The sequence below is a fragment of the Hominisplanchenecus faecis genome (assembly GCF_020687205.1).
GTDB classification, from domain to species: domain Bacteria; phylum Bacillota; class Clostridia; order Lachnospirales; family Lachnospiraceae; genus Hominisplanchenecus; species Hominisplanchenecus faecis.
The window spans coordinates 23,928-50,424 of record NZ_JAJEQE010000007.1 but is presented as its reverse complement, the minus strand read 5'-3'; the positions used below and the strand labels follow the sequence as shown (position 1 = coordinate 50,424).

General features: G+C 44.7%; 27 protein-coding genes and 3 pseudogenes. 26 read left to right on the top strand and 4 right to left on the bottom strand.

Translation table 11 applies throughout. The features are described from left to right. From LKD42_RS03605 to LKD42_RS03595, 3 genes are read left to right on the top strand one after another with little or no spacing between them, the layout of a single operon-like run. Complete coding sequence (locus tag LKD42_RS03605) at positions 1-435, top strand: PrgI family protein (protein ID WP_117638847.1); 435 nt, start codon at positions 1-3, stop codon at positions 433-435. Next, positions 428-2,758, top strand: coding sequence for a VirB4-like conjugal transfer ATPase, CD1110 family (locus tag LKD42_RS03600; RefSeq protein ID WP_330410726.1), 2,331 nt, complete (start codon positions 428-430; stop codon positions 2,756-2,758). The genes LKD42_RS03605 and LKD42_RS03600 overlap by 8 nt, the downstream gene beginning before the upstream one ends. Before the next feature lie 31 nt (positions 2,759-2,789). Further along, positions 2,790-4,733 carry a lysozyme family protein gene (locus LKD42_RS03595; RefSeq protein WP_248834833.1) on the top strand — a complete coding sequence of 648 codons (1,944 nt, stop codon included), beginning with the start codon at positions 2,790-2,792 and terminating at the stop codon, positions 4,731-4,733. Positions 4,734-4,896: 163 nt separating this feature from the next. Here LKD42_RS03595 and LKD42_RS03590 read toward each other — a convergent pair whose 3' ends face one another. Next, the gene (locus tag LKD42_RS03590) at positions 4,897-5,895 is read right to left on the bottom strand and encodes a helix-turn-helix transcriptional regulator (protein WP_117638850.1); all 999 of its coding nucleotides are present in this window, start codon (positions 5,893-5,895) and stop codon (positions 4,897-4,899) included. Between the two features lie 294 nt (positions 5,896-6,189). Between LKD42_RS03590 and LKD42_RS03585 the strand changes: the two genes are divergently transcribed. From LKD42_RS03585 to LKD42_RS03535, 11 genes and pseudogenes are all read left to right on the top strand, one after another. Further along, on the top strand, positions 6,190-6,795 hold the full coding sequence (locus tag LKD42_RS03585) for an MptD family putative ECF transporter S component (RefSeq protein ID WP_015533385.1): 606 nt from the start codon (positions 6,190-6,192) through the stop codon (positions 6,793-6,795). Further along, the gene (locus LKD42_RS03580) at positions 6,795-7,535 is read left to right on the top strand and encodes an energy-coupling factor transporter transmembrane component T (protein WP_117638851.1); all 741 of its coding nucleotides are present in this window, start codon (positions 6,795-6,797) and stop codon (positions 7,533-7,535) included. Before LKD42_RS03585 ends, LKD42_RS03580 begins: the two co-directional genes overlap by 1 nt. Further along, positions 7,535-9,028: an ABC transporter ATP-binding protein gene (locus LKD42_RS03575; RefSeq protein ID WP_117638852.1), complete on the top strand. Its 1,494-nt coding sequence runs from the start codon at positions 7,535-7,537 to the stop codon at positions 9,026-9,028. The genes LKD42_RS03580 and LKD42_RS03575 overlap by 1 nt, the downstream gene beginning before the upstream one ends. Continuing rightward, positions 9,018-9,671, top strand: coding sequence for a hypothetical protein (locus LKD42_RS03570; protein ID WP_117638853.1), 654 nt, complete (start codon positions 9,018-9,020; stop codon positions 9,669-9,671). Before LKD42_RS03575 ends, LKD42_RS03570 begins: the two co-directional genes overlap by 11 nt. Further along, complete coding sequence (locus LKD42_RS03565) at positions 9,664-11,403, top strand: ABC transporter ATP-binding protein (RefSeq protein WP_117638854.1); 1,740 nt, start codon at positions 9,664-9,666, stop codon at positions 11,401-11,403. Before LKD42_RS03570 ends, LKD42_RS03565 begins: the two co-directional genes overlap by 8 nt. Beyond that, complete coding sequence (locus LKD42_RS03560) at positions 11,400-13,136, top strand: ABC transporter ATP-binding protein (RefSeq protein WP_181975148.1); 1,737 nt, start codon at positions 11,400-11,402, stop codon at positions 13,134-13,136. The genes LKD42_RS03565 and LKD42_RS03560 overlap by 4 nt, the downstream gene beginning before the upstream one ends. Before the next feature lie 145 nt (positions 13,137-13,281). After that, positions 13,282-13,785 carry a response regulator gene (locus LKD42_RS03555; RefSeq protein WP_243000663.1) on the top strand — a complete coding sequence of 168 codons (504 nt, stop codon included), beginning with the start codon at positions 13,282-13,284 and terminating at the stop codon, positions 13,783-13,785. A gap of 167 nt (positions 13,786-13,952) precedes the next feature. Continuing rightward, positions 13,953-14,315: a hypothetical protein gene (locus tag LKD42_RS03550; protein ID WP_002584990.1), complete on the top strand. Its 363-nt coding sequence runs from the start codon at positions 13,953-13,955 to the stop codon at positions 14,313-14,315. A gap of 210 nt (positions 14,316-14,525) precedes the next feature. Further along, on the top strand, positions 14,526-15,431 hold the full coding sequence (locus LKD42_RS03545; RefSeq protein WP_055057439.1) for a DUF6017 domain-containing protein: 906 nt from the start codon (positions 14,526-14,528) through the stop codon (positions 15,429-15,431). A 14-nt stretch (positions 15,432-15,445) separates the two neighbouring features. Next, positions 15,446-15,670 (top strand): DUF5348 domain-containing protein, encoded by a 225-nt coding sequence (locus LKD42_RS03540; RefSeq protein WP_002584988.1) that lies wholly within the window; start codon positions 15,446-15,448, stop codon positions 15,668-15,670. A gap of 71 nt (positions 15,671-15,741) precedes the next feature. Continuing rightward, positions 15,742-16,155: pseudogene (locus LKD42_RS03535) on the top strand (PcfB family protein); the annotation flags it as partial. Here LKD42_RS03535 and LKD42_RS15555 read toward each other — a convergent pair. From LKD42_RS15555 to LKD42_RS03520, 3 genes and pseudogenes are all read right to left on the bottom strand, one after another. Beyond that, positions 16,132-16,329 (bottom strand): annotated as a pseudogene (locus tag LKD42_RS15555) (relaxase/mobilization nuclease); the annotation flags it as partial. The pseudogenes LKD42_RS03535 and LKD42_RS15555 overlap by 24 nt on opposite strands. A 33-nt stretch (positions 16,330-16,362) precedes the next feature. Next, a pseudogene (locus LKD42_RS15550) lies at positions 16,363-16,482 on the bottom strand (plasmid mobilization protein); the annotation flags it as partial. Positions 16,483-16,735: 253 nt separating this feature from the next. Then, positions 16,736-17,089 (bottom strand): helix-turn-helix domain-containing protein, encoded by a 354-nt coding sequence (locus tag LKD42_RS03520; RefSeq protein WP_055057438.1) that lies wholly within the window; start codon positions 17,087-17,089, stop codon positions 16,736-16,738. 160 nt (positions 17,090-17,249) lie between these two features. Between LKD42_RS03520 and LKD42_RS03515 the strand changes: the two genes are divergently transcribed. The 12 genes from LKD42_RS03515 to LKD42_RS03460 all read left to right on the top strand — a co-directional run bounded on the left by LKD42_RS03515 (position 17,250) and on the right by LKD42_RS03460 (position 26,465). Then, complete coding sequence (locus tag LKD42_RS03515) at positions 17,250-17,429, top strand: MerR family transcriptional regulator (RefSeq protein WP_015533991.1); 180 nt, start codon at positions 17,250-17,252, stop codon at positions 17,427-17,429. After that, positions 17,422-18,087: a response regulator transcription factor gene (locus LKD42_RS03510; protein WP_014081151.1), complete on the top strand. Its 666-nt coding sequence runs from the start codon at positions 17,422-17,424 to the stop codon at positions 18,085-18,087. The genes LKD42_RS03515 and LKD42_RS03510 overlap by 8 nt, the downstream gene beginning before the upstream one ends. An 84-nt stretch (positions 18,088-18,171) precedes the next feature. Continuing rightward, complete coding sequence (locus tag LKD42_RS03505) at positions 18,172-19,092, top strand: ATP-binding cassette domain-containing protein (protein ID WP_117638856.1); 921 nt, start codon at positions 18,172-18,174, stop codon at positions 19,090-19,092. Continuing rightward, positions 19,085-19,891 carry an ABC transporter permease gene (locus LKD42_RS03500; RefSeq protein WP_055057437.1) on the top strand — a complete coding sequence of 269 codons (807 nt, stop codon included), beginning with the start codon at positions 19,085-19,087 and terminating at the stop codon, positions 19,889-19,891. The genes LKD42_RS03505 and LKD42_RS03500 overlap by 8 nt, the downstream gene beginning before the upstream one ends. Before the next feature lie 14 nt (positions 19,892-19,905). Beyond that, a complete protein-coding gene (locus tag LKD42_RS03495; RefSeq protein ID WP_014081148.1) occupies positions 19,906-20,820 on the top strand; it encodes a sensor histidine kinase in 915 nt (304 codons plus the stop codon). Positions 20,821-21,505: 685 nt separating this feature from the next. Continuing rightward, positions 21,506-21,742 (top strand): MerR family transcriptional regulator, encoded by a 237-nt coding sequence (locus tag LKD42_RS03490; protein ID WP_015533395.1) that lies wholly within the window; start codon positions 21,506-21,508, stop codon positions 21,740-21,742. Further along, complete coding sequence (locus LKD42_RS15325; RefSeq protein ID WP_334301361.1) at positions 21,669-21,947, top strand: winged helix-turn-helix domain-containing protein; 279 nt, start codon at positions 21,669-21,671, stop codon at positions 21,945-21,947. The genes LKD42_RS03490 and LKD42_RS15325 overlap by 74 nt, the downstream gene beginning before the upstream one ends. A gap of 272 nt (positions 21,948-22,219) precedes the next feature. After that, positions 22,220-22,660: an ECF-type sigma factor gene (locus LKD42_RS03480; protein ID WP_055057436.1), complete on the top strand. Its 441-nt coding sequence runs from the start codon at positions 22,220-22,222 to the stop codon at positions 22,658-22,660. Between the two features lie 56 nt (positions 22,661-22,716). Continuing rightward, entirely contained in the window at positions 22,717-23,217 is a 501-nt protein-coding gene (locus tag LKD42_RS03475; RefSeq protein WP_025577040.1) for a DUF3846 domain-containing protein, read from the top strand. 231 nt (positions 23,218-23,448) lie between these two features. After that, positions 23,449-23,634 carry a hypothetical protein gene (locus LKD42_RS03470; protein WP_055057435.1) on the top strand — a complete coding sequence of 62 codons (186 nt, stop codon included), beginning with the start codon at positions 23,449-23,451 and terminating at the stop codon, positions 23,632-23,634. 107 nt (positions 23,635-23,741) lie between these two features. Continuing rightward, positions 23,742-24,467: a DUF4240 domain-containing protein gene (locus LKD42_RS03465; protein WP_055057434.1), complete on the top strand. Its 726-nt coding sequence runs from the start codon at positions 23,742-23,744 to the stop codon at positions 24,465-24,467. Between the two features lie 21 nt (positions 24,468-24,488). Further along, positions 24,489-26,465, top strand: coding sequence for an ATP-dependent DNA helicase (locus LKD42_RS03460; protein ID WP_117638857.1), 1,977 nt, complete (start codon positions 24,489-24,491; stop codon positions 26,463-26,465). Positions 26,466-26,497 lie beyond the last annotated feature (32 nt).

Below are 26,497 nucleotides of genomic sequence, written 5' to 3'. Positions count from 1 at the left end.
ATGGAAGTGAAAATGAATAAAGAAATCCGAGACTATCAGGAGTCAATGTTCTGGGGCTTAAGCTTCCGGCAGTGCTTATTTTCGGTACTGGCGATCCTGGCAGCCCTTGGAATCTATTTTGTCACCCGGAAATATGCCGGGGAACAGGTAACCGGATGGCTGTGCATCCTTGGGACGGCTCCCTTTGCAGCCTGCGGCTTTTTTCGTTACCACGGCATGACGGCAGAACAGTTTGCATGGGTAGTCATTAAATCCGAACTGCTGTACCCGAAGCGGCTGGTATTTAAGTCGGAGAACCTGTACTTTTCCTGCATGGAAGAGAGCCTGCGGCTGGGTGAGAAAATGATGGGAAACGGAGCGGAACTTCTGGAAAAGAAGCGGACGAAACAGAAGAAACCAAAGAAGCGAAGAGGAAGGGGTGATGCCTTTGATTAAAACCCTGAGTCAGACACTGAAACAGGACAAGGAAAAATTTAAAGTACCGAAGTCTGTCCAGCAGGCCATCCCGATTCGCAAGATCTGGCCAGATGGTATTTTTCAGGTGGAGAGCAAGTATTCTAGGACATTCCGGTTTACGGATATCAACTATTCCATTGCCAGTAAAGCGGACAAGACGGAAATGTTCCTGGACTACTCTGAACTTTTAAATGCACTGGATTCTGGCTGTACGGCGAAGATCACCCTGAACAATCGTAAGATCAACAAGGAAGAGTTTGAGCAGTCCCTGCTGATCCCGATGAAAGGGGACGGTCTGGACGAGTACCGGAAAGAGTACAATGACATGCTCCTTTCCAAGATCTCCGGTACCAACAACAGTATCTACCAAGAACGCTATCTGACCATCAGCGTCCACAAGAAAAACATCGATGAAGCCAGAACCTATTTCGCACGTGTGGGAACGGACATCATCACCCATCTGGCCAAGCTGTCCTCTATTGGGGAAGAGCTGGATGCAGAGCAGAGGCTACAGATCTTCCGGGACTTTTTCAAGGCAGACGTTCCACAGAGTTTTCCATTTGACATGAAAGCCTTTGCGAAAAAAGGACACAGCTTCAAAGACTGGATCTGCCCGGACACGATGGAATTCCATAACGACCATTTCAAGCTGGGCGAGCAGTACGGCAGAGTCCTTTTTATGGAAGATTACGCCAGCTATGTAAAGGATGAGATGATCTCCGAACTGTGCAGCCTTGGCAGGAACCTGATGCTGTCCATTGATATCATCCCCGTACCGACAGACGAAGCGGTGCGTGAGATCCAGAACCGACTGCTGGGCGTGGAGACAAACGTCACCAACTGGCAGAGACGCCAGAATGCCAACAATAACTTTTCAGCCGTAGTTCCCTATGACATGGAGCTGCAGAGAAAAGAGACCAAGGAAATGCTGGACGATCTGACCACCAGGGATCAGAGGATGATGTTCGGCATCCTGACAATGGTACATATGGCAGACAGCAAGAAACAACTGGACTCCGATACGGAAACCCTGTATTCCATTGCGAGAAAACACCTCTGCCAGATGGCAACTTTGAAGTGGCAACAGGTCGATGGACTGAATACCGTCCTGCCGTATGGCCTGCGGAAAATCGATGCAGTGCGTACCCTTACTACAGAATCCACCGCCGTCCTGATCCCGTTCCATACGCAGGAAATCATGCAGCCGGGAGGCATCTATTATGGGCAGAATGCCGTCAGCAAAAATATGCTGGTGGCAGACCGAAGGAAGCTGTTAAACGGCAACTCTTTCCGACTGGGTGTCAGCGGCTCCGGCAAGAGCTTCTCGGCAAAAGAGGAGATCGTAGACCTTGCCCTTTCCACGGAAGATGACATCCTCATCCTCGATCCGGAGTCGGAGTTTGCTTCTCTGGTGGAAGCCTTAAACGGAGAGGTCATCCGGATCTCGGCAACCTCGGATACCCATCTGAATGCACTGGATATGGATTCTGCCTATGGCAATGACCGAAATCCTCTGATTGAGAAGTCAGAATTTATCCTTTCCCTGTTTGAGCAGCTCGTAGGAGCCGGAAACCTTTCGGCAAAGGAGAAATCCATCCTTGACCGCTGCACCGCAGATGTGTACCGGGATTATATGAGGGGCGGTTACAAAGGGCAGGTGCCGACCTTAAAGGACCTGTACCGACAACTCATGCTCCAGCCGGAGGAAGAAGCCAGAGGGCTGGCTCTGTCTTCGGAACTGTTTATCAATGGCAGTCTGAACACCTTTGCCCAGGAAACCAATGTCAACACGAAGAGCCGTATCATCGACTATGACATCCGGGAGCTGGGCGAACAGCTGATGCCCCTTGGCATGCTGGTCACACTGGATTCGATTTTCAACCGTGTGATCCAGAACTGGAAGAAGGGAAAAACGACATGGATCTTTGCGGATGAGTTTTATCTGCTGTTCCGCTATGAATACAGTGCGGACTTTTTCTACCGCCTGTACAAGCGTATCCGTAAGTATTCCGGATTTGTAACCGGACTTACCCAGAACGTTGAGGAACTTCTGAAATCCGATACCGCCCGCCTGATGCTGGCGAACAGTGAGTTCCTGATCCTTTTGAATCAGGCTATCACCGACCGGGATGAGCTGGCGGCACTTCTGAATATTTCAGACAACCAGTTATCCTACATCACCAATGTGGGTGCCGGCCATGGTCTGATCCGCTGTTCCGGAAATCTGGTGCCGTTTGAAAATTCGTTTCCAAGAAATACAAAACTGTACCGCCTGATGACGACCAAGCCGGGCGAAGCGTAAGAGCGGGACAAGCCGGGACTGGAGGTGAGAGATGAAGGATATCAAAACCAAAGAAGTTACAACAAAACCAAAGACCAAAAATCCTGCCTCCAGAATCCCCAAGGAGCTGATGCGGACGGCCATACTGGAGAGCAAGGAAAAATCCCAGACCATCGCAAATGCCAGGGACAATGACATGGGAGAACAGTCCCCATCCGAATATGCCAGTGGGAAAGTCACATCCGCAGAGGAATGGGCTGCAAGAAAGACAGGCAGAACTGTAACCAGAGCCGGAAAGACAGCCGCACAGACTTCCTACGAGAAGATCAAACAGAGAGCCGCTGGCAAAAAAGAAGTAGAAAAAGAAGCGGAGAAAGAAACCGCCAGAGGAACAGGGGACACACAGACCGCCGATCCTGCTAGCCGGGAAGCACCCGAGCAGAAGAGCCGGGAAGTACAGATTCAGAATGCCCAGCGGCAAAAGGCGGTTTCAGATGCCGTCAAAACAAAAGAGCAGAAGATCCGGGCTGCCAGGGAGACACCAAGAATCCAGAATGGACAGGAAATGTCGGAAGGTGGATCGCTTTCCATCAAAAGACAAAACCAGAAAAGCAAGGCCGGAGATACCGCAAGGCAGAATGCCATCCGCCAGAAACAGCCGGAAACCATCCGGATCAAGGAAAAGCCACGGAAACAGTTGGAGCCGAAGACCATACAGCGGCGTACTATTAAGACCGCCCCTCCATCTGTGAAGATCAGCATCCAGCCAGAGCAGAAGCTCCGGGTGGCCAGTTCCAACGCCCTGACAGCCCGGATGCAGAAGCAGATGGAACGAAGGGCAGCGAAGCAGGCGGCGAAGAAAGCCGCCTTGCAGACTTCCGATGGAGTCCGCCGGATACAGAAAACGGCAAGGGCAGGAGAGAATACCTTCAAGGCAGCTAAGGCCGCTGTAGAAGCGGCAGCGAAAACGGTGCAGTCCATGATGGATGCACTGGGAGCCGCCGGAGCGGTCATGGTTCTGCTTCTGGTTATCATGGTCGGGATCATTGGCGGTGCGGCATTCTCTGGAAGCTCAGAGAGCAACGAAGCACTCAGCCAGGAAGTACTTTCCTATACGGCAACCATCCAGAAATACGCCAACCAGTATGGAATCCTCGAATACGTTTCCGTGATACAGGCAATCATGATGCAGGAATCTGGCGGCCGGGGGACCGATCCCATGCAGAGCAGTGAGTGCCCATACAACACCCGGTATTCCAACAGCCCGAATGCCATCCAGGATGCCGACTATTCCATACATGTAGGAATCCAGTATTATGCGGACTGCCTGAAGGAAGCCGGATGCACCAGCCCCCAGGACATGGATAAGCTGAAGCTGTCCCTGCAAGGGTATAACTACGGCAACGGATACATAACGTGGGCGCTCCGAAACTACGGGGGCTACAGTGCAGAAAATGCTCTGCAGTTTTCCAATGATCAGGCTGCTTCGCATGGCTGGAGTGCCTATGGCGATCCAGAATACGTCCCTCACGTCCTGAAGTATTATTCCAGCGGCGGATTGTTTGCCGGCCTGTTTGGAGGCAACGGCCAGATCGTATCCGTGGCACTTACCCAGCTTGGAAATGAAGGAGGCCAGAAGTTCTGGTCATGGTATGGATTTGACAGCCATGTGGCGTGGTGTGCCTGCTTTGCCAGCTGGTGTGGGGATCAGGCAGGACTGATCGAGAGCGGCAAGATGCCGAAGTTCTCCCTATGCGATGATGGGATCGCGTGGTTTCAGGGCAAGGGAAAATGGAAGAGCAGAGGATATTCGCCAGCACCCGGAACCCTGATCTTCTTTGACTGGAACGGGGACGGAACCTCAGACCATGTGGGAATCGTGGAGAAAATTGAGGGAAGTACCGTATATACGGTAGAGGGAAACTCCAGTGATGCCGTGAACAAGAGAAGCTATGATATCAATAACGGAACGATCATGGGATACGGCATACTTTGAAAATTAATATGTTGATTTTTAGAGCGTCTTCAATAGTTTAGATTACCTTAAAAAAACAAATTAGAGAATGAGTATGAATTTTACAATAAAAAGAGGTGCAAACTTAGCGCCTCTTTTTTGTGATAATATAATTAAAAAATTTCTAAAAAAATGGCAAGTGATTCTAATCTTTACGCATATTATAATTATTTTTTCGGTAAATTTCAGGCGATTGATTAAAATAGTTTTTAAAAGCGCTAGAAAATTTACTTGCGTTTTGATACCCTAAATGTTTGGCTATAGATGAAATTGATAATTCATTCTTTTTAAGTAACAGTGAAGCATATTTCATTTTGGATTGTCGAATGTATGTCCCAATAGGAACACCATACATTTTTTTGAATGATTCTCGAAGTTTAGTTTGTCCCATTGCTGCTATTTTGCAAAGCTGCGAGAGTTCTGGCGGGTTCAAAATATTCTGTTCAATAGCCAGACGTACAGATTCCAGCGCCTTTTTCTCTTGTTTGGAAAGAGACTGGTGTTTAGATGCTATCTCCTGTCGCTGTTTATGAAAGTTGCCTGCCACAATAGAAAGCAGTTCACCTACTTTGCTTTCGTAGTAAAGACGGGAGGTTTCGCCAGCAATCAGTTTATCCCGTATCTGCAAAAACAGGGTTCCAATTTCCGGGGTATTATAATCAAAAGCTTTCCAATCATAAACCTCTGCATAGTCAAAATCGTCCGGGGTAAAACGGTCTTGCAGATTTTTCTCTATGTAATCTTCAAACAGCAAAACTGACGCATAGCTGATTGGTATATTGGGTTGATATAATACTCGCCCCTGTGACGGCTTATTTAGATAAAGGTGGATTCCCTCTGTGATAGGTTGGGCTTTCCGCCCATTCTGGATCAGGGTAACACCGCCGGATTCCAAATAATAAATTTTCACCAGCTTTTGATTGATCTCATATTTGCGTTCCATTGAGGCGTATGGTATCCAGCTTCCGGTTGACAGGAATAATCCATCTGTCGGTTGAACCTGATAGATATTTCCATAGCCTTGTCTGTTTTGCGGCTGCAAGGTGCAGATTCCATTATGATTATCCTGTCGAAAATGATAATCATGCAGATAAAAAGAAGCATCCCCTAATTCGTGCGCGGCCTGTGTAGAATCGGTCTGCATCCTGCTCACCCCCGTTTCTTATGTAGTCGGAATAATCCGCAGTATCTTTTTTTATGCTCCAAAATGTCGCAAAGGCTGTCAGCAAAACCACAAAAAGCACTGATATATCCGGTTGTTTTTCCACTTTTAACTCCTGTTTTGACCTTTTTTGCCGGATTTGACACCAAAAAAATCACTGAGTAGAATGGCATTACTGGCTGGTTAGCTGACTCTAATCACAGCAATTCTATCACGATTTTGTGCGTAGGTCAATGAGGCTTCTGCCAGCAAATAATAAATAGGAGGACGTTGAAAATGTCTAATTCACAACAAATGAAAAAAGGGCTGTCTGTGCGTGATTTGATTACCACCGGCATCCTTGCTGCTTTGTACATGGTATGTGCCATGATTGGCGAGGCTATCTTTGGGTTCTTCCCTGTACTGACTTTCCTTTGCCCGCTGTCTATTGCGCTGCTGTGCGGCCCGGTTTATATGCTGATACTGGCGAAGGTGCCGAAGCATGGCCCAATCATTGTCACCGGTATTTTGGTAGGAGGTGTACTGTTCGTACTCGGTATGTACTGGTCTATGTGTTTGGCATATTGTATTCTCGGCGTTGTGGCCGATCTGCTGGCCGGTTCCGGGAACTTTAGAAACAAAGGGCGTAACCTGTTGTCCTACATGATTTTTGTTCTCAGCCCAGTTTTCTCCTACGGTATGCTTTGGTTTGACCGCGACGCCTATGTGCAATATTTGGTAGAAAAGGGAACAGAACAGACCTATATGGACACAATGGTTTCAACCGCGCAAAACTGGATGCTCCCGGCAATGATTATCGGCGTGTTGATCTGTGCTGCTATCAGCGGTCTTGTAGGCCAGAAACTATTGAAAAAGCATTTTGAAAAGGCCGGAGTAGTGTAATGGAGATGCAACTGCAAACAAAAGACACACTTGCCACATTATATTTAGATCCTCGCACAAAACTATATCTGTTGATCGTCGGAAATGTTGCGTTGTTCCTTGCGCCCTCTTTACTCTATGAGATTGCGCTGGTTGTATGCGTTGTGATTCTCGGCATCCTTGTAGGAGCAAAGCGGTTTACGGTAAGAATGGCTGCTGTCTATGCGGGAATGGTTGTTCTGCATATCATTGGAACAAATTATTTGACAGGGACTTTGCAGATTGCGATTGTAACATTTACCGTATTTATCCGTAAAATCTTTCCTTGTGCCATGCTCGGAGGTATTTTAGTCAGCACGACAAGGGTAAATGAATTTATGGCGGCCATGAACCGTATTCATATGCCAAAAGCAATGGTTATTCCTCTGACGGTCATGCTCCGCTATTTTCCTATGGTGCATGAGGATTGGGGCTATATCAGCGACGCCATGCGGATGCGCGATGTAGCTCCAACCGTCAAAAGTCTGCTGACCCATCCGGCCCGAACAGTGGAATGTATCTATGTTCCGATGATGATGTCAGCACTGAAAGTGGCGGATGAATTGTCGGCGGCGGCTGTTACAAGGGGGCTGGAAAATCCGAAGCCCCGAACCTGCTTGCAGGAAATCCACTTTAGTGTTGCGGATGCCGTATGTTTTATCCTGTTCACTTTGTTTATGTCGGTGTCAATCTGGCTGAAATTGAAAGGAGGTGCAGGCTAATGATCCGTTTTGACAAGGTTTCTTTTACCTATCAGGAATCATTACAAAATGGCGGACTGCGCGATGTTGATTTGACAATCAACAAAGGTGAGTGTGTGCTGTTGTGTGGGCGAAGCGGCTGTGGAAAAACTACATTGACCCGTCTTGTGAATGGCCTGATTCCATACTTTTATCCGGGAGAAGTCACCGGCACAACCTATGTTGACGGTAAAGATATACAGGATTATCCCATATACGAAGTGTCCGAGTATGTGGGGTCTGTATTCCAAAATCCACGCTCTCAATTTTTTAATGTAGATACAGACAGTGAAATCTCCTTTGGAATGGAAAATCTGACTTATCCAAGGGAAAAAATGAAAGAACGCATTTCAAAGACAGTTGCGGATTTAGATATAGCACATCTGACGGGGAGAAGCATATTTGAATTGTCTGGCGGTGAAAAACAAAAGGTGGCGTTTGCGTCCATCTATGCTATGTCTCCGAGTATTTACTTGTTAGATGAACCATCTTCCAATCTGGATATGGATGCTATTGAGGATTTGCGGCGTACACTTGAACTCCTAAAGAAACAAGGCAAGACCATTCTAATTGCAGAACATAGGATTTATTATCTGAGGGAATTAGTTGACCGCATTGTGTATATGGAAAACGGGGCTATATCTGCTGTGTTTTCTCCGAGCCAGTTTCTTTCTATTCCTGAGGAACAGCGGCACAGTATGGGACTTCGCGCTTTAGATTTGTCAAAGGTACAGCCAAGAGCCTTTGCTGAAAATTCTCAAAAGCCGATTTTGGAAGTCAGGAACTTATCCTTGTTCTATAAGAAAAAGCTGGTTCTGGACGATTTGAATTTGAATGCGGCACCGGGAGAAATCATAGGAATTATCGGCCATAACGGAGCCGGAAAATCTACATTTTCCAGAACACTATGCGGCCTACACACAAACTGTACGGGACAGATTCTTTGGGATGGTAAAGAACTGAACGCAAAGAGCCGATTAAAACACTCCTATATGGTGATGCAGGACGTAAGCTATCAGTTATTTGCCGATACGTTGGAAAAGGAATGTGTATTTGGAATTAAGCATCCTGATTTGGACGCAGCAAAACAGGCAATGGAACGGCTGGGTATTTATGAGTACCGTACTCACCATCCCAATACACTTTCCGGGGGCCAGAAGCAGCGTGCGGCCGTGGCAGTCAGTATGGTATGCCGTAAGGATGTTTTGATTTTTGATGAACCGACTAGCGGACTTGATTATGACAGCATGATTCAGGTTGCGGGGTTATTTCAAACGCTTTCTAAAATGGGAAAGGTGATTTTTGTTGTAACCCATGATTACGAATTTTTAGCGGCAGCCTGTACAAGAGTGATTCATTTAGATAACGGAAAACAGCAGGAAGATTACCCACTTTCCTACGACAATCTGCATCGACTACGCGATTTTTTCTTGCGGTCAGAAAGGAGGCAGAACCTTGAGGAGAATGGAAAATGACCTCCTGTTCTTCCATGAGCTGATCGGTAACTGTTCCGTTGAAAAGGATTCAAAGATATATACAATTTCTCCAAAATTTGGGAAAGGCACCATGCAGAGCTTTGAAGTGATGCCTGGTGCTGAAATTGTTTATAGCAATGTTCATATCACAACTCCAATTCAAAAGAACATCCAATGTAAGGATCGTTTTATTGAAGTCACCTATTGCTTTCATGGGCGAGTGAATATGCTGTTCAGCAACCAGCCGGAGATGGTTATGAGCGACCATTATATTTCTGTTTTCAATGGTGCAAGCCACCTGAAAAGCTGTGATTTTGGGAAAAACCCTTTTGTTGGTGTTTCAGTGGTGGCTTATCTGCCGCAGATTATAAACAGCCTGAATATCATGCTGGGGACAATCGCGTTTGACGAGGACATGGATTTTCAAGGGCTTTTTACAGCGGGCGGCTGTTTTATAGCACCAGCGACAAAAAACGTGGAGCATATTTTTACCGAACTGCTCTTGCTGCCGGAACAGTACCGCAATTACCTTATGCGTATTAAAGTCATGGAACTATTGCTATACCTGGTTGGCAAAATGGAGTATCGGACAGATTTTGGAATTTCACTATTCCGCAAGGAGGAGATGAATTGTAATGAGTGATGTAAAAGCTCTGTTTGGACTAATTGATAAGAAAAATAAGCGTCGCCTGATCGGCGCGGTAATCTGCTGCGTCCTGTCTGTTTTGTGCGGCATCCTGCCCTATTTGGGCGTTTGGGGCATTGTGACCTGTTTTCTGAATGAACGGACAGAGAATCTTTTTCAATATGTGTGCCTGATTGCCGCAGCAATCATTTTGAAACATCTGCTGTTTGGAACCGGCACAAAAATCTCTCACAAGGTAGCCTACCAGACATTGGGGGAAACCCGTAAAAAGCTGTTCCGTAAAATTGCCCGTTTACCAATGGGCTATGTGAAAACAACGGCATCCGGGCAGGTCAAAACAATCATTATGGACAATATGGAGCAGTTGGAAACATTTTACGCCCATAACATTCCAGAGATTATTTCTGGTCTTGCTGTACCGCTATGTATGGAAATCCTGCTGGTGATATTGGACATCAGAGTAGCCGGTATCATGCTGATTCCGGTCGTTCTGTTTATTCTTGTCGGTATTCTTATGATTATCGTTCAGATGAAAAAAATGGACGAATTTAATCAGGCGTTTTCTGACGTCAGCGTTAAGACAGTGGAATATGTCAACGGCATGAAAGAACTGAAGATATTTGCCGCCGACGAATCCACTTATAGCCGCCTGTCGGAAAGCATCCGTACTTACAGCACCGTTGTAACAGAGTGGTTCCAAAGCTGCCTGAAATATGTTGCGTTCAATCATGCCGACTTAAACAGCAACCTTGTGTTCCTGTTTCCGCTTGCCGGTTTGATGTATCTCTCCGGCAGCGTGACAGCGGCCAGCTACATTATGTATCTGTTCATGGGGCTTGCCATGCTGATCCCGCTGGAAACCGTTTCTAATAACTTTGATTATATCGGTATGAACGCTTCTGTTGCGAAAAAGATAGACGAAATTCTGAAGCTGGATGAAATGGCGGATACGGCCTCGAAGGCAGAACTTGCCGACCACACGATTGCGTTTGAACACGTTACATTTTCCTATGGGGAAGAACAGCTGGTATTAAAAGATGTCTCATTTACTGTTCCTGACGGAAAAGTAACGGCGCTCGCCGGTGTTTCCGGCAGCGGCAAAAGTACAGCGGCCAGCCTGATCTGTCGGTTTTGGGATATAACCGAGGGACAGATTTGCCTGGGAGGCGTACCGCTGAACCAGATCCCGCTATCCGATCTGATGTCCCAGATTTCCTTTGTGACCCAGAATACGTTCCTGTTCAAAAAGAGCATCAGGGAAAACATTATGATGGGAAACCCAGAGGCCACGGAGAAAGAAATGATGCAGGCAGCCAAGGATGCCATATGTCACGACTTTATTATGCGACTTCCAAAGGGCTATGACACAGTGATAGACAAGGAAACCAAGTTGAGCGGCGGCGAAAAACAGAGAATCACATTGGCAAGGGCGATTCTGAAAAATGCGCCGGTTGTAATTCTTGACGAGGCAACGGCTTACATTGACGCCGATAATGAAGATTTACTGCAAAAGGCGCTGGCTAAATTATCTGAGGAAAAAACCGTACTCGTAATAGCGCACCGTCTTTCCAGTATCAAGGAAGCTGATTCGATTGTGGTTCTGGAACAGGGCGAAGTGATTGACTGCGGCACACATGATGAATTGATAAACCGTTGCTCCCCGTATCGGGATATGTGGGCGGCCTTTGAGCAATCCGATCAATGGAAAATGGGAGGTGTAAACGCATGATTGCTATGATACGGAAATTCTTAGACCTTGCAGGCGAGCGCAAAAAGCAGCTTTATCTTGCGTGGCTGTTTCAGGCGTTGACCTCAATTTGTGAGGGCGCGATATATTTCATGCTGTTCCTTGCGATAAAAGATATTTTGGACGGCTCGTTTACAAGGGAAAAACTGATACAGTATAGCCTTATGTTTCTGGTTTATACTGTCCTGCATTTTGTTTTTTATTACTTTACGATTGCAAAACAGCGTCCGGTATCTTATGCCATGATGCGGGATGAACGTCTTTCGATTGCGGCGAAAATCAAACAGTTTCCGCTCTACTACTTTACAAAAGACAAGATCAGCCAGCTTACATCTTTGTTTACAACTGATTTGAGTTTCGTGGAAATGAATATCATGGAGATTATTGCCGGTTTCGTTTCCAGCATGATAATGACGGTTGTATTTGCTCTGATGCTGCTTAGTGTGGACTGGCGTATGGCGCTTCTTCTGTTTGTGGGAATCATCCCCGGCTATATCCTCTACCAGCAGTTTCAAAAGGGCATGGTTCAACTGGGAGAGCATAAGAAAAATGCACAGGTGGCAATGATTGATTCCACGCTGGAATATGTACAGGGCATGGAAACGATCAAGGCATACCGGCTGGAGCAATCTGGTAAGCTCATGGAGAATCAGGTGGACGGATATTGCACGGCTTCTGACCGATATGAATCGACGCTGACGAATTGGAGTATGGGTTATAAGATTTGTCTGAATCTGGGACTGTTTTTGAGCTTGGGTGTTGGCATTACAATGATTCGTTCTGGTTCATTAGCCCCGGCAACCTATTTGTTTTTTGCAATCATGGGTATTATTTTTTACCGTCCGCTGGAAGCTCTGATGGGTTCCTTTGCCATGATGAATCTTGCAAACGCATCGTTGGATAACATAGCAGAAATCAACAACCTGCCGACTGAAAATGAAAAACAGGGAATTACACAGTTTACCGATACACAAGCCGATGTACGGTTTGAAAATGTATCGTTTAGCTATGATGGAAAGCGTGAAGCAGTTAGCCATGTAAGTTTTTCAGCTAAACCCGGAACGATCACCGCATTGGTTGGCCCTTCTGGAAGCGGCAAATCCACTCTGCTTAATTTAATTCCGGGATTTATAACGCCGAAAAACGGGCGGATTCTGTTGAATGGGAAAGATGCGGCAGCATTAAAGCATAGTGATCTGGTGCGTCATGTGAGTGTCGTTTTTCAGGAAGTATATCTTTTTCAGGATACCATGATGAATAATATCCGGATGGGAAACCAGAGCACAACGGATGAGCAGGTAATAGAGGCGGCAAAAAAGGCTCACTGTCACGAATTTATAGAAAAGCTCCCACAGGGCTATCAAACGGTTATCAGCGAGGGCGGCGCAAGTCTTTCTGGCGGTGAGCGTCAGCGCGTCGCTATTGCGAGGGCAATTTTGAAAGATTCTCCGATCATTCTTTTGGATGAGGCACTTTCCAGTCTGGATGCCGAAAATGCCGTAGCAATACAGAAGGGCATAGAAGAAATGATTAAGGGCAAGACGGTGTTCCTTGTATCACACACTTTGTCCTATATCCAAAATGCAGATCAGATACTTGTTTTATCTGACGGTTTTTTGCAGGGCTGCGGAAAACATGATGAATTATTACAATCAGTGCCTCTTTATAAAACTATGTGGGAAAAAGAAAAATCCATTAAAAGTTGGAAATTATAGGGCAATATGAATGCCCCACATTTGTACCTGATCACATGCGAATATCAGAGCATGCGGCAAGAAAGTGTGCTTTGCAAAAGATGACAATGCATTTGATGATTTTCCTGTGAAGAAATAGAAAGTGTTGCTTTTTTAAAATAGAAATATGAAAGACACAAAATACAAAATATTAGCATATTTTGACAATCAATCATATCAAAAACTATTCAATGAGGTAAACTCAGATTATGCAGAAAATCTACAAATTTTACTGCATAATTTGAGTTTATTTTCTTATGATGTGCTTATAATAGGAGTGATCCTTTATAAAGAGAACATAAGTAATATTATATCTGCTATTAGAAAAATAACGCAGATACCAATTATTATTTTGACGGATGCTTCCTCTTTATTGTGTATGTCATGGAAAAAAGAATTAATATACGCTGGTGCAGATTGTGTAATGGATATAAATAGCACTATAGAAGAAGTAGATCTGCAGATTTTTTCATTGGCACGACGAAATAATAAACAAAAAATAACTCAAAAGCAATCCGAAACGATGATTAATAAGGGAAAACTTGTAATGGATCATAAGAAACATAAAGTATTTTGGAATAATGTAGCGTTACATTTAACACGACAAGAATATAATTTTTTATTGATTTGATAGACGGAAATCTTCTTATAAGCCCGCGCAAGTGTTTATAAAACCTTGCAAAAATGGCTTAAAATCAAGGTTTTCCGCGTATTGTCATTTATCTTGCCGTATCTCCGCATAAGATGATTTTGTAAGACCGGGCACCATTTTGGCACCACAGATTATAGGAGGACGACATGAAAAACGTACTTTTAGACAAGGGTATTATACTCCCGTCCGGCGAAATCAGCAAGGATAAGGTAAACCTTGTAACCGGAGCAATCACGCAGCCATTCGCAGAAATGGTATGGGTAACGACAGGCGGCGACATGGAAACCGTAAACCGCTTGACCGACGTACTTGTTACCATGAACACCCCCGCCGACCGGGGAAAGCTGTTCAAAATCATAAAAATGCTCTATGGGCTTATGGGCTTGCCCTTTTCCGAGGAAGCCGAGCCTATGGACGCAGACCCCGCCGTTTTGGAATACTTCATTTTTTCCTTTACGGCAGACTTTGGCGAAGTCATACAAGACCTCATAGCCGAAGAAGCAGAATAACGCACCGCACAGGCGGCGTTTCTCACTTCCCACAAGGAAGAACAGGAACGCCGCTTTTTTCATGCCCTTTGTTACGCAGTAGGCAGGAAAAAGCCCTTGATTTATGCGGCTTTGCGGGCGCGGTTTTCAGCGGATAAGGGATTGATACCTAAACCCTCAAAATCGCGTTTCTATTGCGTAACAGGTATGCAGCAAAGGAGTGATGAAGCTATGGCAGTTTTCAGAGTGGAGCGCAACAAAGGCTATACGGTTATGAGCAACCACCACTTACGCAATAAGGAGCTATCCCTAAAGGCAAAAGGGCTGTTATCGCAAATGCTGTCCTTGCCGGAGGATTGGGACTACACCCTTGCGGGGCTGTCCTTTATCAACCGGGAGAAAATCGACGCTATCCGGGAAGCCATTAAGGAACTGGAACGCGCCGGGTATATCGTGCGTTCAAGGGAGCGCGACGAGAAAGGACGCTTGCGCGGCACAGACTATGTAATCTTTGAGCAGCCGCAGACCTCGCCTGTATCGGATTTACCTACATTGGATAATCCAACGTTGGAAAAACCTACGCAGGAAAAACCTACGTTGGAAAATCCAACGCAATTAAATAAAGATATACAAAAGACTGACTTACCAAAAAAAGAAAAATCAAATACGGATTTATCAAGTACCGATTCCATTCCTATCCATTCCCTAAATCCCTTGCCTTACGACGGGGAAGCGGCTACGCCGCCGGAACGGAAACGAAAGGAAGCGACAGACGCATACAGCGTTTATGAGGAAATCATCAAGGACAATATCGAGTACGACCATTTTGTACGCTACGGGCAGGTAGACAAAGACCGCTTAGACGAAATTGTTTCGATTATCCTTGAAACGGTATGCAGCAAGAGAAAGACAATCCGTATCGCCGGGGACGATTACCCGGCAGAGCTTGTCAAGGCAAAGTTTATGAAGCTCAACAGCAGCCACATTGAATTTGTCTTTGACTGCATGAAAGAGAATACCACCAAAATCCGCAACATTAAACAGTACCTTAAAGCGGTGCTGTTCAATGCGCCGAATACCATTGACAGCTACTATACCGCCCTTGTCGCACACGATATGGCGACAGGCAAAATCTAAAGGAGGATTACCACATGGCACAGAAAACAGGAGCTTTGATTTTTGACGAACAGACCGACCGCTACGACATTCGCTTTGACATTGCCGACTATTACGGCGGCTTGCATTGCGGGGAGTGTTTCGACGTATTCACAGGCGGCAAATGGAAGCCGACCCGTATTGAAATGAGCGCGGCGCAGGAATGGTACCTTGTGGGTATCCGCGCCGAGGATTTGAACGGCTTGCGCGTCCGTATCTAAAGCCTATGGGCGGCTACCGCAGCGGCGTACCACCCTAACATTATCAGACTACCGCGAAAGGAGGACGGTAAATGCAAGATGAAATCAACGAAAAGACCATAGCCCTTTACATCAAGACCGGGAAACTGACCGTGCAGACGCTTCAAAAGGCTATGAAAACGCTGCTTGCACAGATGAAGAAGCAGAAAGACAAAACGCCGCAGGGCAAACAGACTTTGAAGCAGCTTATGAAGCAGAACGCGGGCGTTTCCAACATTGAGATTACCGAGGGCAATATCAAAGCCTTTGAGAGTACGGCGAAAAAGTACGGTATCGACTTTGCACTGAAAAAGGACACGACGGAAAGCCCGCCCCGCTACCTTGTGTTTTTCAAAGGGCGCGACGCTGACGTGCTGACCGCAGCTTTTAAGGAATTTTCCGCAAAGAAGCTGACGCAGGAGAAAAAGCCCTCTATCCGCAAGCTGCTTTCCTGTCTGCAAAATGCTGTCTATGTTCTGCTTGATAACGTCATATTCCCGGACTTTCTTTTTCAGCTTGCCATAATCGGCGTAAAGGGCTTCTTTCTGCGCTTGGAGTGCTTCATATTCCTTTTGCAGCGTGGCGGGATTGGGGAGCTTTGTAATGCCCGCCGTTTTGAGTGCCTTTGCCGCAGCTTCATGGTCTACTTGGATAATGTATCCGTCAATGGCAATCTTCCTAAGATATGCCGCCATGTTCCGGGTGGGGACGAGCTTCATTTTTTCAAGAATTAAATCCCGTTCCGCTTCTGTTACTCTAAATTTGATTTGTACCGTTCTTTTGCGTCCGTCCATGCTTTCGCTCCTTTCCATTCCGAGGGTTTGGGATACTTCCCAATAAGCCATTTTCAACCGACGCGTCGCAGCGCAGGAGGGCGAAAATACGGAAGTGGGTACCCGCTTCCTATGCTTGCTATGAAAGTTTTTTCTTACTCCCTATTACAACAGAAAGCCCCGTTTTGCCAAACTTACGCAAAAGAAAAACGCTGCAATCTCAAAAAAGATTACAACGCTTCCTAAATCCTATTCAGTTTTAGGCCGGACATTCCTATTCGCCCTCTTTTTCGACTTCGGAAATCTCTTTTGCCGTTGCGGTGACAATCCGTATGCCTGTATCGCTCATATCATCAAGAAGCGCGTCAAGCTGCCGCCGCTTTGTGTCTTTCTCCGGCTGCGTATCTAAAAGAAACTGGTCTACGGATATATGATAGCGCAGCATAAGCTCAAAGAAAATCTGTAAACTTGGGTGCTGCCCGTTGTTCTCAATGTTTGCAAGGTAACGCGGGGAAATATACATTTCGTCGCTTACTTTCTTGCGGCTCTCTTTGCGCTCTTTCCGCGCGTTCTTTATTGCTTGCCCAAAAGCCTTGAAGTCGTACTTTTCTACTGGTCTTTTTGCCATATTCATTCACCCAGTTACATTTTACTGTTCCCCTTTCTTCTTGGATATGTCTATATACTTCCTATAACGAACCTAAATAATGCCTATTTCCGCACTTGCTATTATTCGCCATACCGTATATAATTATACTGATAAACTTTGAAGAAAGGACGGGTGGCTTATGGAATATATGTCTTGTGCAGAAGCAGCGGGCAAATGGGGCATTTCAGAAAGACGGGTGCAGAAACTTTGTGAGGGGGAGCGCATACCGGGCGTTTCAAAATTTGGTAGTATGTGGCTGATACCAAAAGACGTGGAAAAGCCAACTGATAGACGCAGAAAGGAGTTTCAACATGAATAATGTTTTAATTATCGAAGATGATAAAGAAATTTGCGTTATGATAAAAGACCATCTGGAAAAGTACAATTATCAAGTCTTCTTCACACTTACTGGTGCAAATGCGATTGAACGTATAAAAGAATTATCCCCAGATTTAATTATTTTAGATTTAATGCTTCCTTTTATCAGTGGAGATGAGTTAATTAGAAATATCAGAAAATTTTCAGACGTACCTGTAATTGTTGTTTCTGCAAAAAGTTTAACATTCAACAAAGTCGAACTGCTACGCTTGGGTGCTGATGACTATTTAACAAAGCCGTTTGATTTGGACGAATTACTAGCGCGAATTGAACGCAATTTGCTAAGAAGTCAAAAAGATACTCCCAATCTTTGTTTGACCTTTGGAGAACTTTCCATTAATACATCTTCAAAAATAGTTACTGTTGCAGACGAAATTATTGTGCTTACAGCAAAAGAGTATCAACTTGTAGAACTACTGGCGAAATATCCTGATAAAGTTTTTTCTAAGCAAAATCTTTATGAAAGTATTTGGCAAGAACCATTTGCAAGGGATAATGATGTCATTAACACACATATAAGTAACTTACGAAAAAAATTAAAGGGCGAAGGCTGCCGAATTAAGACCATATGGGGCTTGGGTTACCGATTTGCAAAGTGAGCTTTAGATAATCTTTAGCTTTACCTTTAGATTATTCAAGGAATTGTCTGCGATACTAAATAACAAGAAAGGAGCTGTGAAAAAATGAACGTAACAGTTTTTGAAGCTATCAACATCACAAAAAAGTATCGCAATACACTAGCCCTAAATCAAGTATCTATGTCTGTAATGCAAGGAGATATTTATGGGTTTATCGGAGAAAACGGTGCCGGTAAAACAACAATGATTCGTTTACTAACCGGACTGGCAGAACCTACTACTGGCAAAATTGCTTTATTCGGTGAAAGCAATAAGAAACTTGCAAAGCAGCGTGAGCGCATTGGCTGTATTATTGAAAGCCCTTCTCTTTATCTTGATATGACAGCCTATGAAAATTTGGAGGTACAACGTTTGCAACGCGGTATTCCAGGAAAAGGTTGCATTGATAATGCTTTAGCATTAGTTGGTTTGAAAGATACCGGAAAGAAAAAAGCAAAAGATTTCTCTTTGGGTATGCGGCAGAGACTAGCTCTCGCAATCGCTTTGCTTGGGAATCCTGAATTTCTCGTACTAGATGAACCAATTAACGGACTAGACCCTACTGGAATTATCGAATTAAGAAACTTACTCAAAAGACTAAATAAAGAACGTGGAATCACTATTTTGATTTCAAGTCACATTCTCACGGAACTTCATCAATTAGCAAATAAATATGGTATCTTACATGAGGGGAAACTTTTACAGGAAATTACCGCTACAGAGTTAGACAAACGCTGCAAAAAGCATTTGTTGTTGCAAGTGAATGATGTAGCTGCTGCTAGTGTTTTATTGGAAAGCAAACTGAATACTTCAAATTTTTCTGTTATGCCAGACAAAAGTATTCATCTATATGATTATGTTGAAAATGCCGGAAAAGTATCAGCGTTGCTAAGTGCAAATAATATTACGATTTATCAGTTAGCACAATCTGGAGATAGTCTTGAAACTTATTACACTAATTTGATAGGAGGGTGCCAAAATGATTAACCATTTTAAAGCTGAATTTTATAAATTGCGTCACTCAAAGATATTGATAACTATATTAGGCGTATGTGCGGCGGTTATAATGGTCTCTTTTGCACTTGGTGACATGACTTTTTTTGGAGCCGGAGATGGAACAGAAAGTGTAATCGGATTTCAAGCTAAGTGTTATCTATCTAGTGAAATACCAACGTTTCAAACTGTTGCCCGCTCATCTCTTGCATATACAGCCTTTTTCTGGATTATTGGCATTTTATTTGCAACCATATTTTTTACAAAAGAATATAATACGGGTACAATCAAATTATCTGTTGCATACGGCACTAAACGAACTATTCTCTACTACACCAAAGCGATTACAATATTGGTGGTGTCTCTGATAACGTATCTGATTTTTGTAGCTACATTTTTCGTTATTGAAATCATACAATCCGGTTACATTCCAACTGCGAGTGAAGTAATAAACCTTTTGGGATGGGCTCTTGCTTGCGGAACGGTTTTATTAGCATTAGAAAGCATTTCTATTTTTTTATGTGTCGTTATTCAAAATACAGGGATTGTAACAGGGATTTGCTGCTTATATGTATTCAGTGGAGCGTCTGTTTACTTAATGCTATGGAGTGATATGGAGACGGTTTCAATACCCTTAAAATTTTTTGTATATGGAAATCCTATGTACTATTGGATGAATTTCAGCTCTTGTCGCACAATGGGTATTATTGAGCATTTACCATTCTATTTCATAGGGTGCATTTCTCTTTTGATTGTTGGCGGTCTTATTATGATTAGAAAAGAAATCAAGTAAAAGGGAGGTAGAATATGGGTTGGGCGATTATGTTTCTTGTTCTGATAGCATTGGTCATTATCCTTTCAATTTCTTTAATTAACTGGAAAATACAGATATATAAAGTAATCGTCCAACTAAATGCTATTCTGAATAGAAAAACGAAAAAGTTAGTTACAGTGTCTTTATCTGATAGGCGGTTAGAGCATTTGGTTGAAATCATAAATCAGATTGTATCAAAAGATAATATTTATCTGGGCGAAATTCAAAAAAAGGAGAATGAATTAAAAGAGAATATTTCTTGCCTTTCTCATGATTTACGGACACCACTAACTTCCATTCGCGGATATTTGCAACTTCTATCAAGTGCGCCTGATGAAAAAAGAGCGGAATATATTTCAGCATTATCCGGAAAAGCATTGAGATTAGAACGTCTCATAGATGACTTTTATCAAATCTCTCTTTTAGAAGCAGGACAATATCCATTTTACTATGAAAAGGTTGAGCTATGCTCATTGCTTACTGAAATCCTGCTAGACAATTATTCGATTTTCAGCGTTAATGGAATTGAACCCCAAATAGAAATACCTAATATGGACATCTATCTTAATGCTGACAGAAAGGCGTGTATTCGCATTATACAAAATCTTATATTCAATGCGGTAACATCCACTACAAATAATGTTGTAATTCAACTAATTAATATTGCAGATTCTGTACAACTCTGTATTAAAAATCCTGTTGCATCTATTCCTACAGAAGAATATTCAAAACTGTTGGAACGCTTTTATGTAGCAGATGTTTCAAGAAGTAATGGTACGTCTGGACAAGGACTTTACATTGTGAAAAAGCTATTACTTATGATGAATTGTACAAATCCAATAATTGAAATACATGACCATAATTTTATGATTACGATTGATTTTTCGCCCTTACTCATAAAAAAATAATCTGCCGGACGACGGCAAAAGAAAAAAAGCCGTCGCAAAGCAGAGGTATTTTCACGCGCCATTTCTAAATTACGGCGGCTTTGATTTTCAGAGCCGCCGCTTCTTTTTGCCTATCGGCAAGTCTACGACGACCCTAACACCGTAAAAACGGCGGCTAATGGAGGTAGCCGCCATGATATATAGAGCGTATCGACAAAGTACGGCACATTTCAGCTTATCAAAAAAAGCTCGTCCACCGCCGGGGACACTTCTACCCTCATATATGAACTGTCAAATCATCTAACCCCTTTTCCGTTTCGTATCAATCCGCAGCAGCCCCGTATGTTCCTTGACAAAGAAAGCGACGCAAGATAACGGCGACGCAGTATAGGGCAAACCGGGTACGTCCTTTTTGCGCCGAGCCATACAGAGGGTGCGCCATGACGCTATTTCCTTATCGGGAAAAGCCGAGCGAAAAACACCGCGACGGGAAGCAAGTTAGCAGCTTGCGGGCGACGACACGCATTGAGGGAAGATAAGCCTTTACATCCACAGTCCGAGCGTTCAGAGCGTCGCAGGCAATGGGTAAAGCTGCCTTAAATGAGCAGGGGTGCAATTCCCGCGAGGGTGTGCTAACAGCCGCCCGGTTAAAGCCCACTTTTTGTAACTTGACTTTTTAGCCATTTATGAAAGGGGGTATTTTCCTATGGCAAAAAAGGAAACAACAAGCCCCGCTATCCCTGTATTCCCTATGTTAAAGACCGTTGAGCAAATGAGCAAGATTAGCGGTATCGGGGAAAATAAGCTGCGCGAGCTTATGGATAGCGGCGAGCTTGAATATATACAGAATGGAAACCGCCGTTTGATAGCTGACGCTGCAATCTGGGACTGGTATCACAGGGCAAAGACGACAGCGAAGCCCCCAGCACGACAGGGAGGTTAAGCTATGGCTATACACATTTGAACAGATTTACCAGCTTGTATGGAAAGATTATTCTGTTGGTGATATTAAAAATATCATCTGGTGTCTGGTAAAGCGATTGAGAAAAAAGTTGAATGTCGTTGAAGACGGTGCCGGGAATTGCATTGTCAGTGTCAGGGATATAGGTTACAAAATTGAATTGAATAATGAAAACGAACAGCAGTAAGGCGAATAATCCGTAAAAAGATTGTTCGTCTTATTTTATTTGTGCTGGAAAGAAGGTGATAAAAATTGACCGTCAATTGACAGGTTTCTGACCGTTAACTGACAGGTGCATCCGATACACTGTGCTTTTGTAAAGATATGATTACAAAGGAGATCCGTGTTTGCAGGGAAACAGCAGAGATGCCGGCCATTCCTGTGGACAGGAAGAACGAGCCAGATCACCGCCACACTCCGATTTGATTTCACAAAAATTCAGATCGGAGGAAAAGATAAGTGGCTTATAACAAAGCAAAAGAAGAATATAGATGGAACCAGTGGAAAGCAGAGGAAGAGAAGATCCTGCGTGAGCAGGGTGTGGATGAAGAGACGATCCAGAAGCTCCGGGAGTATGACTGGAACGATTTTAACGCAGAGCGGAGATTCCGGGAACATCAGACCTCACTTCTGGACTGTATGGAACTGCTTCTGGAAGAAAAAGAATCAGGAGAGTCTCAGCCAGAGAGTGTGGAAGCCCTGCTCGATACCGTGGAGAATGAGGAATTGCTCCAGATCCTGTTATCGACTGACAAGAAAACTCTTCAGATGGTTGTTCTGAAGATGATGGGATATGCACCAAAGGAGATCAGCCATCACATGGAACTGCCGGAGCAGACTGTTTATACAAGACTGCGGAGGTTACGGGAGAAAATCAAAAAGTCCATGAAATTTGAATAAAACAAAAGGCTCTCATCGGCTGATTATCAGAACGAATAGACAGGAGGATTGATACGATGGATGAGAAAGAAGTGTCCGAAATGCAGGAAGAAATGATGACGGTACTGGTAGTCGAGCCGATGAAAGCACCCTATGTCAAAAGCATCCCCAATGAGCTGGAAGATCTGCAGCAGGCAGTAGGCGGTGACATTGAGATGACTTATCCGTTTGAGGATGAGGTTGGAATTCTTTTAAACGGCAATGGAAAATTTGAGGGGTTGCCGTTAAATCGGGCATTGTACGATGACCGAGGACAGGTCTATGATGCCATTGCCGGAACATTCCTTGTGGTAGGACTGACAGAAGATGATTTTACTTCGCTGACACCGGAGCAGATTGAAAAGTTTAAAGAAAAATATCAGTCACCGGAAGTTTTCACCCTGTTTAACGGGGAACTTCATGTGATGAAGATGCCACCGCAGGAACAAAAAGAGCAGAAGGAAAGTCGGAAGAAGGATGCACAGCAGAAGAATCCGGCAAAAGGAAAAAAGAAAAACAGATCCGGGGAAGCACGATAAAAAATTTTTCTGTGAAGTGAATAAAAAAATACACTGCCATCGGCTAGTAAGCAGAGGGACATCCCTCGGCTGTTCTTTGGCAAGTGAATATCGGCACTACAGGTACGTTCCCAACCGTAGAAGCGTGACAGTATGAGCGCCATGATTAAGTATAGGGTAAAGATTCTTAGACTTGGAGCGAGAAAGCATAGCTGTGAATAAGGCGGTGGCAGCCTTTCGCCAGGATCACGGATGGGGGATAATGATACACGTTACCAGCCAGAGAGCGGAAGATGGACTCCGGGTTGTAATCAGAAAGACCCCCAGGACATCTGTGAGCGGCGGCAGGCCAGCCGCCCGCCTGTAGTGTCCCCTTTCCCAGAAGAAAAACAGGGATGGTTCCGGGGGTGCGAGGTCAAATGCGGAACAGCAAGATAAAAAGAAATCAATGAAGAAGTGTGTCGTTGATATCAGATACCATGCGGCTGTGGGAGACTACAGCCGTATTCTTGTGGTATTAACGTCACATCAAGGGGAGAGAACAGATGGAAGAAACAAAAAGAAGTGGAATGAGCAAGGATCAATTCTGGAATCTGATTGAAAAAGCAAAGGAAGTGTGCGGCACCGATCTGGATGCTTCGGCAGTGTGGATCAAGCAGCAGCTCTTCTATATGACACCGGAGGATGTCCTCCAATTCCACAATCTTGTTTACAGTTACCGGGATGCGGCTTATAAGTACGGCTTATGGACAGCGGCAGGTATTATGATGGAAGCAGGGTGCAGTGATGACAGTTTTTCCGATTTTCGGATGTGGCTGATCGCCCAGGGAAAAGAAGTTTATCTGAATGCCTTAAAAGATCCGGATTCCCTTTCCGGCGTGACTCCGTATGGGTACTGTAGTTTTGAAGCGTTGGGATACATCTCATCGCAGGTCTACAGTGCCATGAAAGGGAAAAATATCTATCAGGACAGTACGGCAAGAATGCAGATGGAATGTTATGAGCAGGTGATCCGGGATATTGTGTACCATCCCATGATCGAGTATCCGCTGGAATTACCGGAAGCAATGGTGGTATATCCGAAACTCTGTGAATGCCATTTGTCCGAGCAGGTAAGGAAAGCTCCTCAGAAAGTAAGGACATGGAATGTTTCCCGGACGGATATCCGAAGGATGATGGCAAGAGGGAATGCTGCCATAAAGAAAATGCAGGAACAGGGACAGAATACACCGGAAGCGACCAGACTCGTCCGTAAGGGTACGGTAAGATAAGCTTTCTGGCAAGGAGAAGTAATGTGTTATAAAAATGAATATCAGAAAAGGGCACATGGCGAAGTGGAACAGATCTTTCGGGAGCTTCTCCCGGAAGCCGGGCTTCATGTAAGGGAAGAACAGATCCGTCTCTGCCATGAAATGCTGGATGCCCTTATGAAAAACGAAATCACGCTCTGTGATGCAGGAGTCGGCATCGGAAAGACCTATGCCTATCTGACAGCCTGCATCCTGATGCGGAAATATAGTGTACTGCATTCCGGTTATTCGGGATGTGACAGGCGGTCTGTAGTGGTATCCACTTCCAGTATCGCCTTACAGAAAGCCATCATAGAGGAATATGTTCCTTTTTTATCGGATGTACTGTTAAAAGCAGATCTGCTTCAGGGAGAATTAAAGGCAGTTGTCCGCAAGGGAAAGGAACATTTTGTGTGCGATTACAGGCTGGCCCAAAGACTGGAGGCAGTCCGGGATAAGAATAAAAATCAGGCACAGATGGAGGCATTGAAGTCCCTCCGGCATAACTTTGATTTAGATTCCGTACATAACCTGAGCGGTTTTGACCGCAGGCTGGTGTGCGTACCGAAATTCTGCCCCAGGGAGTGTCCGGGGAAAGCAGGATGCCGTTATCAGAAATATTTGGATGTTTCCAAAAAAGAGGAAGTTTTTATACAGATATGCAATCACAATTATCTTCTGGCAGACGCCATGCACCGGATGAATGAATACCGGCCTCTGCTGGCAGATTACAGAGCATTGGTAGTAGATGAAGCACATAAGCTCCCAGAAGCTGCCAGCCAGATGGATGGGAGAAGTATTGGAAGAGAGGATGTGCAGGAAATCTCGTATTTCTTAAACAGGGAGCATAAAAGTTCGGAAGGTAAGAGACTACAGGATTGGTTTAATACACTTTCAATGGAAATCCGTAAGGATCAGGCCGGGATGGGAGATGACATAGCTGGAAAAGAAAATTTCTATTTTCCGGCAAAGTGCCGATCTTCTCTGGAGCAGGTAAGGGGGAATCTCAGTCTTATGCTTAAAAGACTTGCTGGAAATGTCCCTTACTGGATCTTCCGGCGGCTGGAAGAGATGGAAGAGCTGTTCGGCTGGTTTCTGAAGAAGGATACCAGATACGTTTTATTTCTTCAGCCAGACGGCAGGGGAGATCCTGTGTTTATGGCTGTTAGCAGAGAGATTCCAAGGTTTCTCCATGATTCCTTATGGGACAGGGGATTTCCCTCGATTCTCACCAGTGGAACTTTAAAAGCCGGAAATGGGTTTGTAAGGACCAGACAGATGACCGGGCTGGAAAAGAAAAGCAGAGTCCGGGAGTGTGTAGCAGAATCCCCATTTTGTTACAGAGAGAACTGTCTGCTTTATATTCCTGAGAATTTAAAAGCGACGCTCAAGGGAAGCCGGGAAGAGGCCGAGCAACTTGCAGGCCAGATCCGTGATCTGGTGTGTTCCACTTACGGGCATACACTGGTACTGTTTACATCTTATACCCTGATGGGAAATGTGCAGCAGCTCCTGCGGGATCAGATCCCGTTCCCGATGGTGCAGGTATGGAGAAACTCACAGGAAGAAATCGCACGGTTTAAGAAGATGGAAAATGCCGTTCTGTTTGCAGCCGGCTCCTGTTGGGAAGGTGTGGATTTTCCGGGGGATATGGTATCGTCCCTGATCATTGTAAAATTGCCGTTTGCTGTACCGGACCCCATCCATGAAGCACAAAGGGAACAATACCGATCACTGGAATCCTACATTCAAAATGTTGTTGTTCCAGATATGCAGAAGAAACTGCGCCAGGGATTCGGACGGGCGATCCGGACGGAGCAGGACACCTGTGTAGTGTCCATTTTAGACCACCGAGCGGCAAAGAAAGGAAAGTACCGGGGAGATGTTCTGGACGCCCTGCCAAAGTGCCAGATGGCAGAAAAAATCGATGAAGTAGAGGACTTTATCCGAAGCCGGAAAGTGGAGCGTTACTACAGCTGATAACATCCGTGGTGTTGTTGGTTCTGCCCAGA

Coding starts and splice junctions, on each gene's coding strand:
- LKD42_RS03555 (WP_243000663.1), top strand. CDS start 13,282: ATGAAAGACACAAAATACAAAATATTAGCATATTTTGACAATCAATCA.
- LKD42_RS03520 (WP_055057438.1), bottom strand. CDS start 17,089: ATGGCAAAAAGACCAGTAGAAAAGTACGACTTCAAGGCTTTTGGGCAA.
- LKD42_RS03590 (WP_117638850.1), bottom strand. CDS start 5,895: ATGCAGACCGATTCTACACAGGCCGCGCACGAATTAGGGGATGCTTCT.
- LKD42_RS03495 (WP_014081148.1), top strand. CDS start 19,906: ATGGGTTGGGCGATTATGTTTCTTGTTCTGATAGCATTGGTCATTATC.
- LKD42_RS03595 (WP_248834833.1), top strand. CDS start 2,790: ATGAAGGATATCAAAACCAAAGAAGTTACAACAAAACCAAAGACCAAA.
- LKD42_RS03510 (WP_014081151.1), top strand. CDS start 17,422: ATGAATAATGTTTTAATTATCGAAGATGATAAAGAAATTTGCGTTATG.
- LKD42_RS03560 (WP_181975148.1), top strand. CDS start 11,400: ATGATTGCTATGATACGGAAATTCTTAGACCTTGCAGGCGAGCGCAAA.
- LKD42_RS03490 (WP_015533395.1), top strand. CDS start 21,506: ATGGCAAAAAAGGAAACAACAAGCCCCGCTATCCCTGTATTCCCTATG.
- LKD42_RS03500 (WP_055057437.1), top strand. CDS start 19,085: ATGATTAACCATTTTAAAGCTGAATTTTATAAATTGCGTCACTCAAAG.
- LKD42_RS03550 (WP_002584990.1), top strand. CDS start 13,953: ATGAAAAACGTACTTTTAGACAAGGGTATTATACTCCCGTCCGGCGAA.
- LKD42_RS03460 (WP_117638857.1), top strand. CDS start 24,489: ATGTGTTATAAAAATGAATATCAGAAAAGGGCACATGGCGAAGTGGAA.
- LKD42_RS03545 (WP_055057439.1), top strand. CDS start 14,526: ATGGCAGTTTTCAGAGTGGAGCGCAACAAAGGCTATACGGTTATGAGC.
- LKD42_RS03565 (WP_117638854.1), top strand. CDS start 9,664: ATGAGTGATGTAAAAGCTCTGTTTGGACTAATTGATAAGAAAAATAAG.
- LKD42_RS03465 (WP_055057434.1), top strand. CDS start 23,742: ATGGAAGAAACAAAAAGAAGTGGAATGAGCAAGGATCAATTCTGGAAT.
- LKD42_RS03540 (WP_002584988.1), top strand. CDS start 15,446: ATGGCACAGAAAACAGGAGCTTTGATTTTTGACGAACAGACCGACCGC.
- LKD42_RS03515 (WP_015533991.1), top strand. CDS start 17,250: ATGGAATATATGTCTTGTGCAGAAGCAGCGGGCAAATGGGGCATTTCA.
- LKD42_RS03570 (WP_117638853.1), top strand. CDS start 9,018: ATGGAAAATGACCTCCTGTTCTTCCATGAGCTGATCGGTAACTGTTCC.
- LKD42_RS03575 (WP_117638852.1), top strand. CDS start 7,535: ATGATCCGTTTTGACAAGGTTTCTTTTACCTATCAGGAATCATTACAA.
- LKD42_RS03475 (WP_025577040.1), top strand. CDS start 22,717: ATGGATGAGAAAGAAGTGTCCGAAATGCAGGAAGAAATGATGACGGTA.
- LKD42_RS03585 (WP_015533385.1), top strand. CDS start 6,190: ATGTCTAATTCACAACAAATGAAAAAAGGGCTGTCTGTGCGTGATTTG.
- LKD42_RS03580 (WP_117638851.1), top strand. CDS start 6,795: ATGGAGATGCAACTGCAAACAAAAGACACACTTGCCACATTATATTTA.
- LKD42_RS03505 (WP_117638856.1), top strand. CDS start 18,172: ATGAACGTAACAGTTTTTGAAGCTATCAACATCACAAAAAAGTATCGC.
- LKD42_RS03605 (WP_117638847.1), top strand. CDS start 1: ATGGAAGTGAAAATGAATAAAGAAATCCGAGACTATCAGGAGTCAATG.
- LKD42_RS03470 (WP_055057435.1), top strand. CDS start 23,449: ATGGGGGATAATGATACACGTTACCAGCCAGAGAGCGGAAGATGGACT.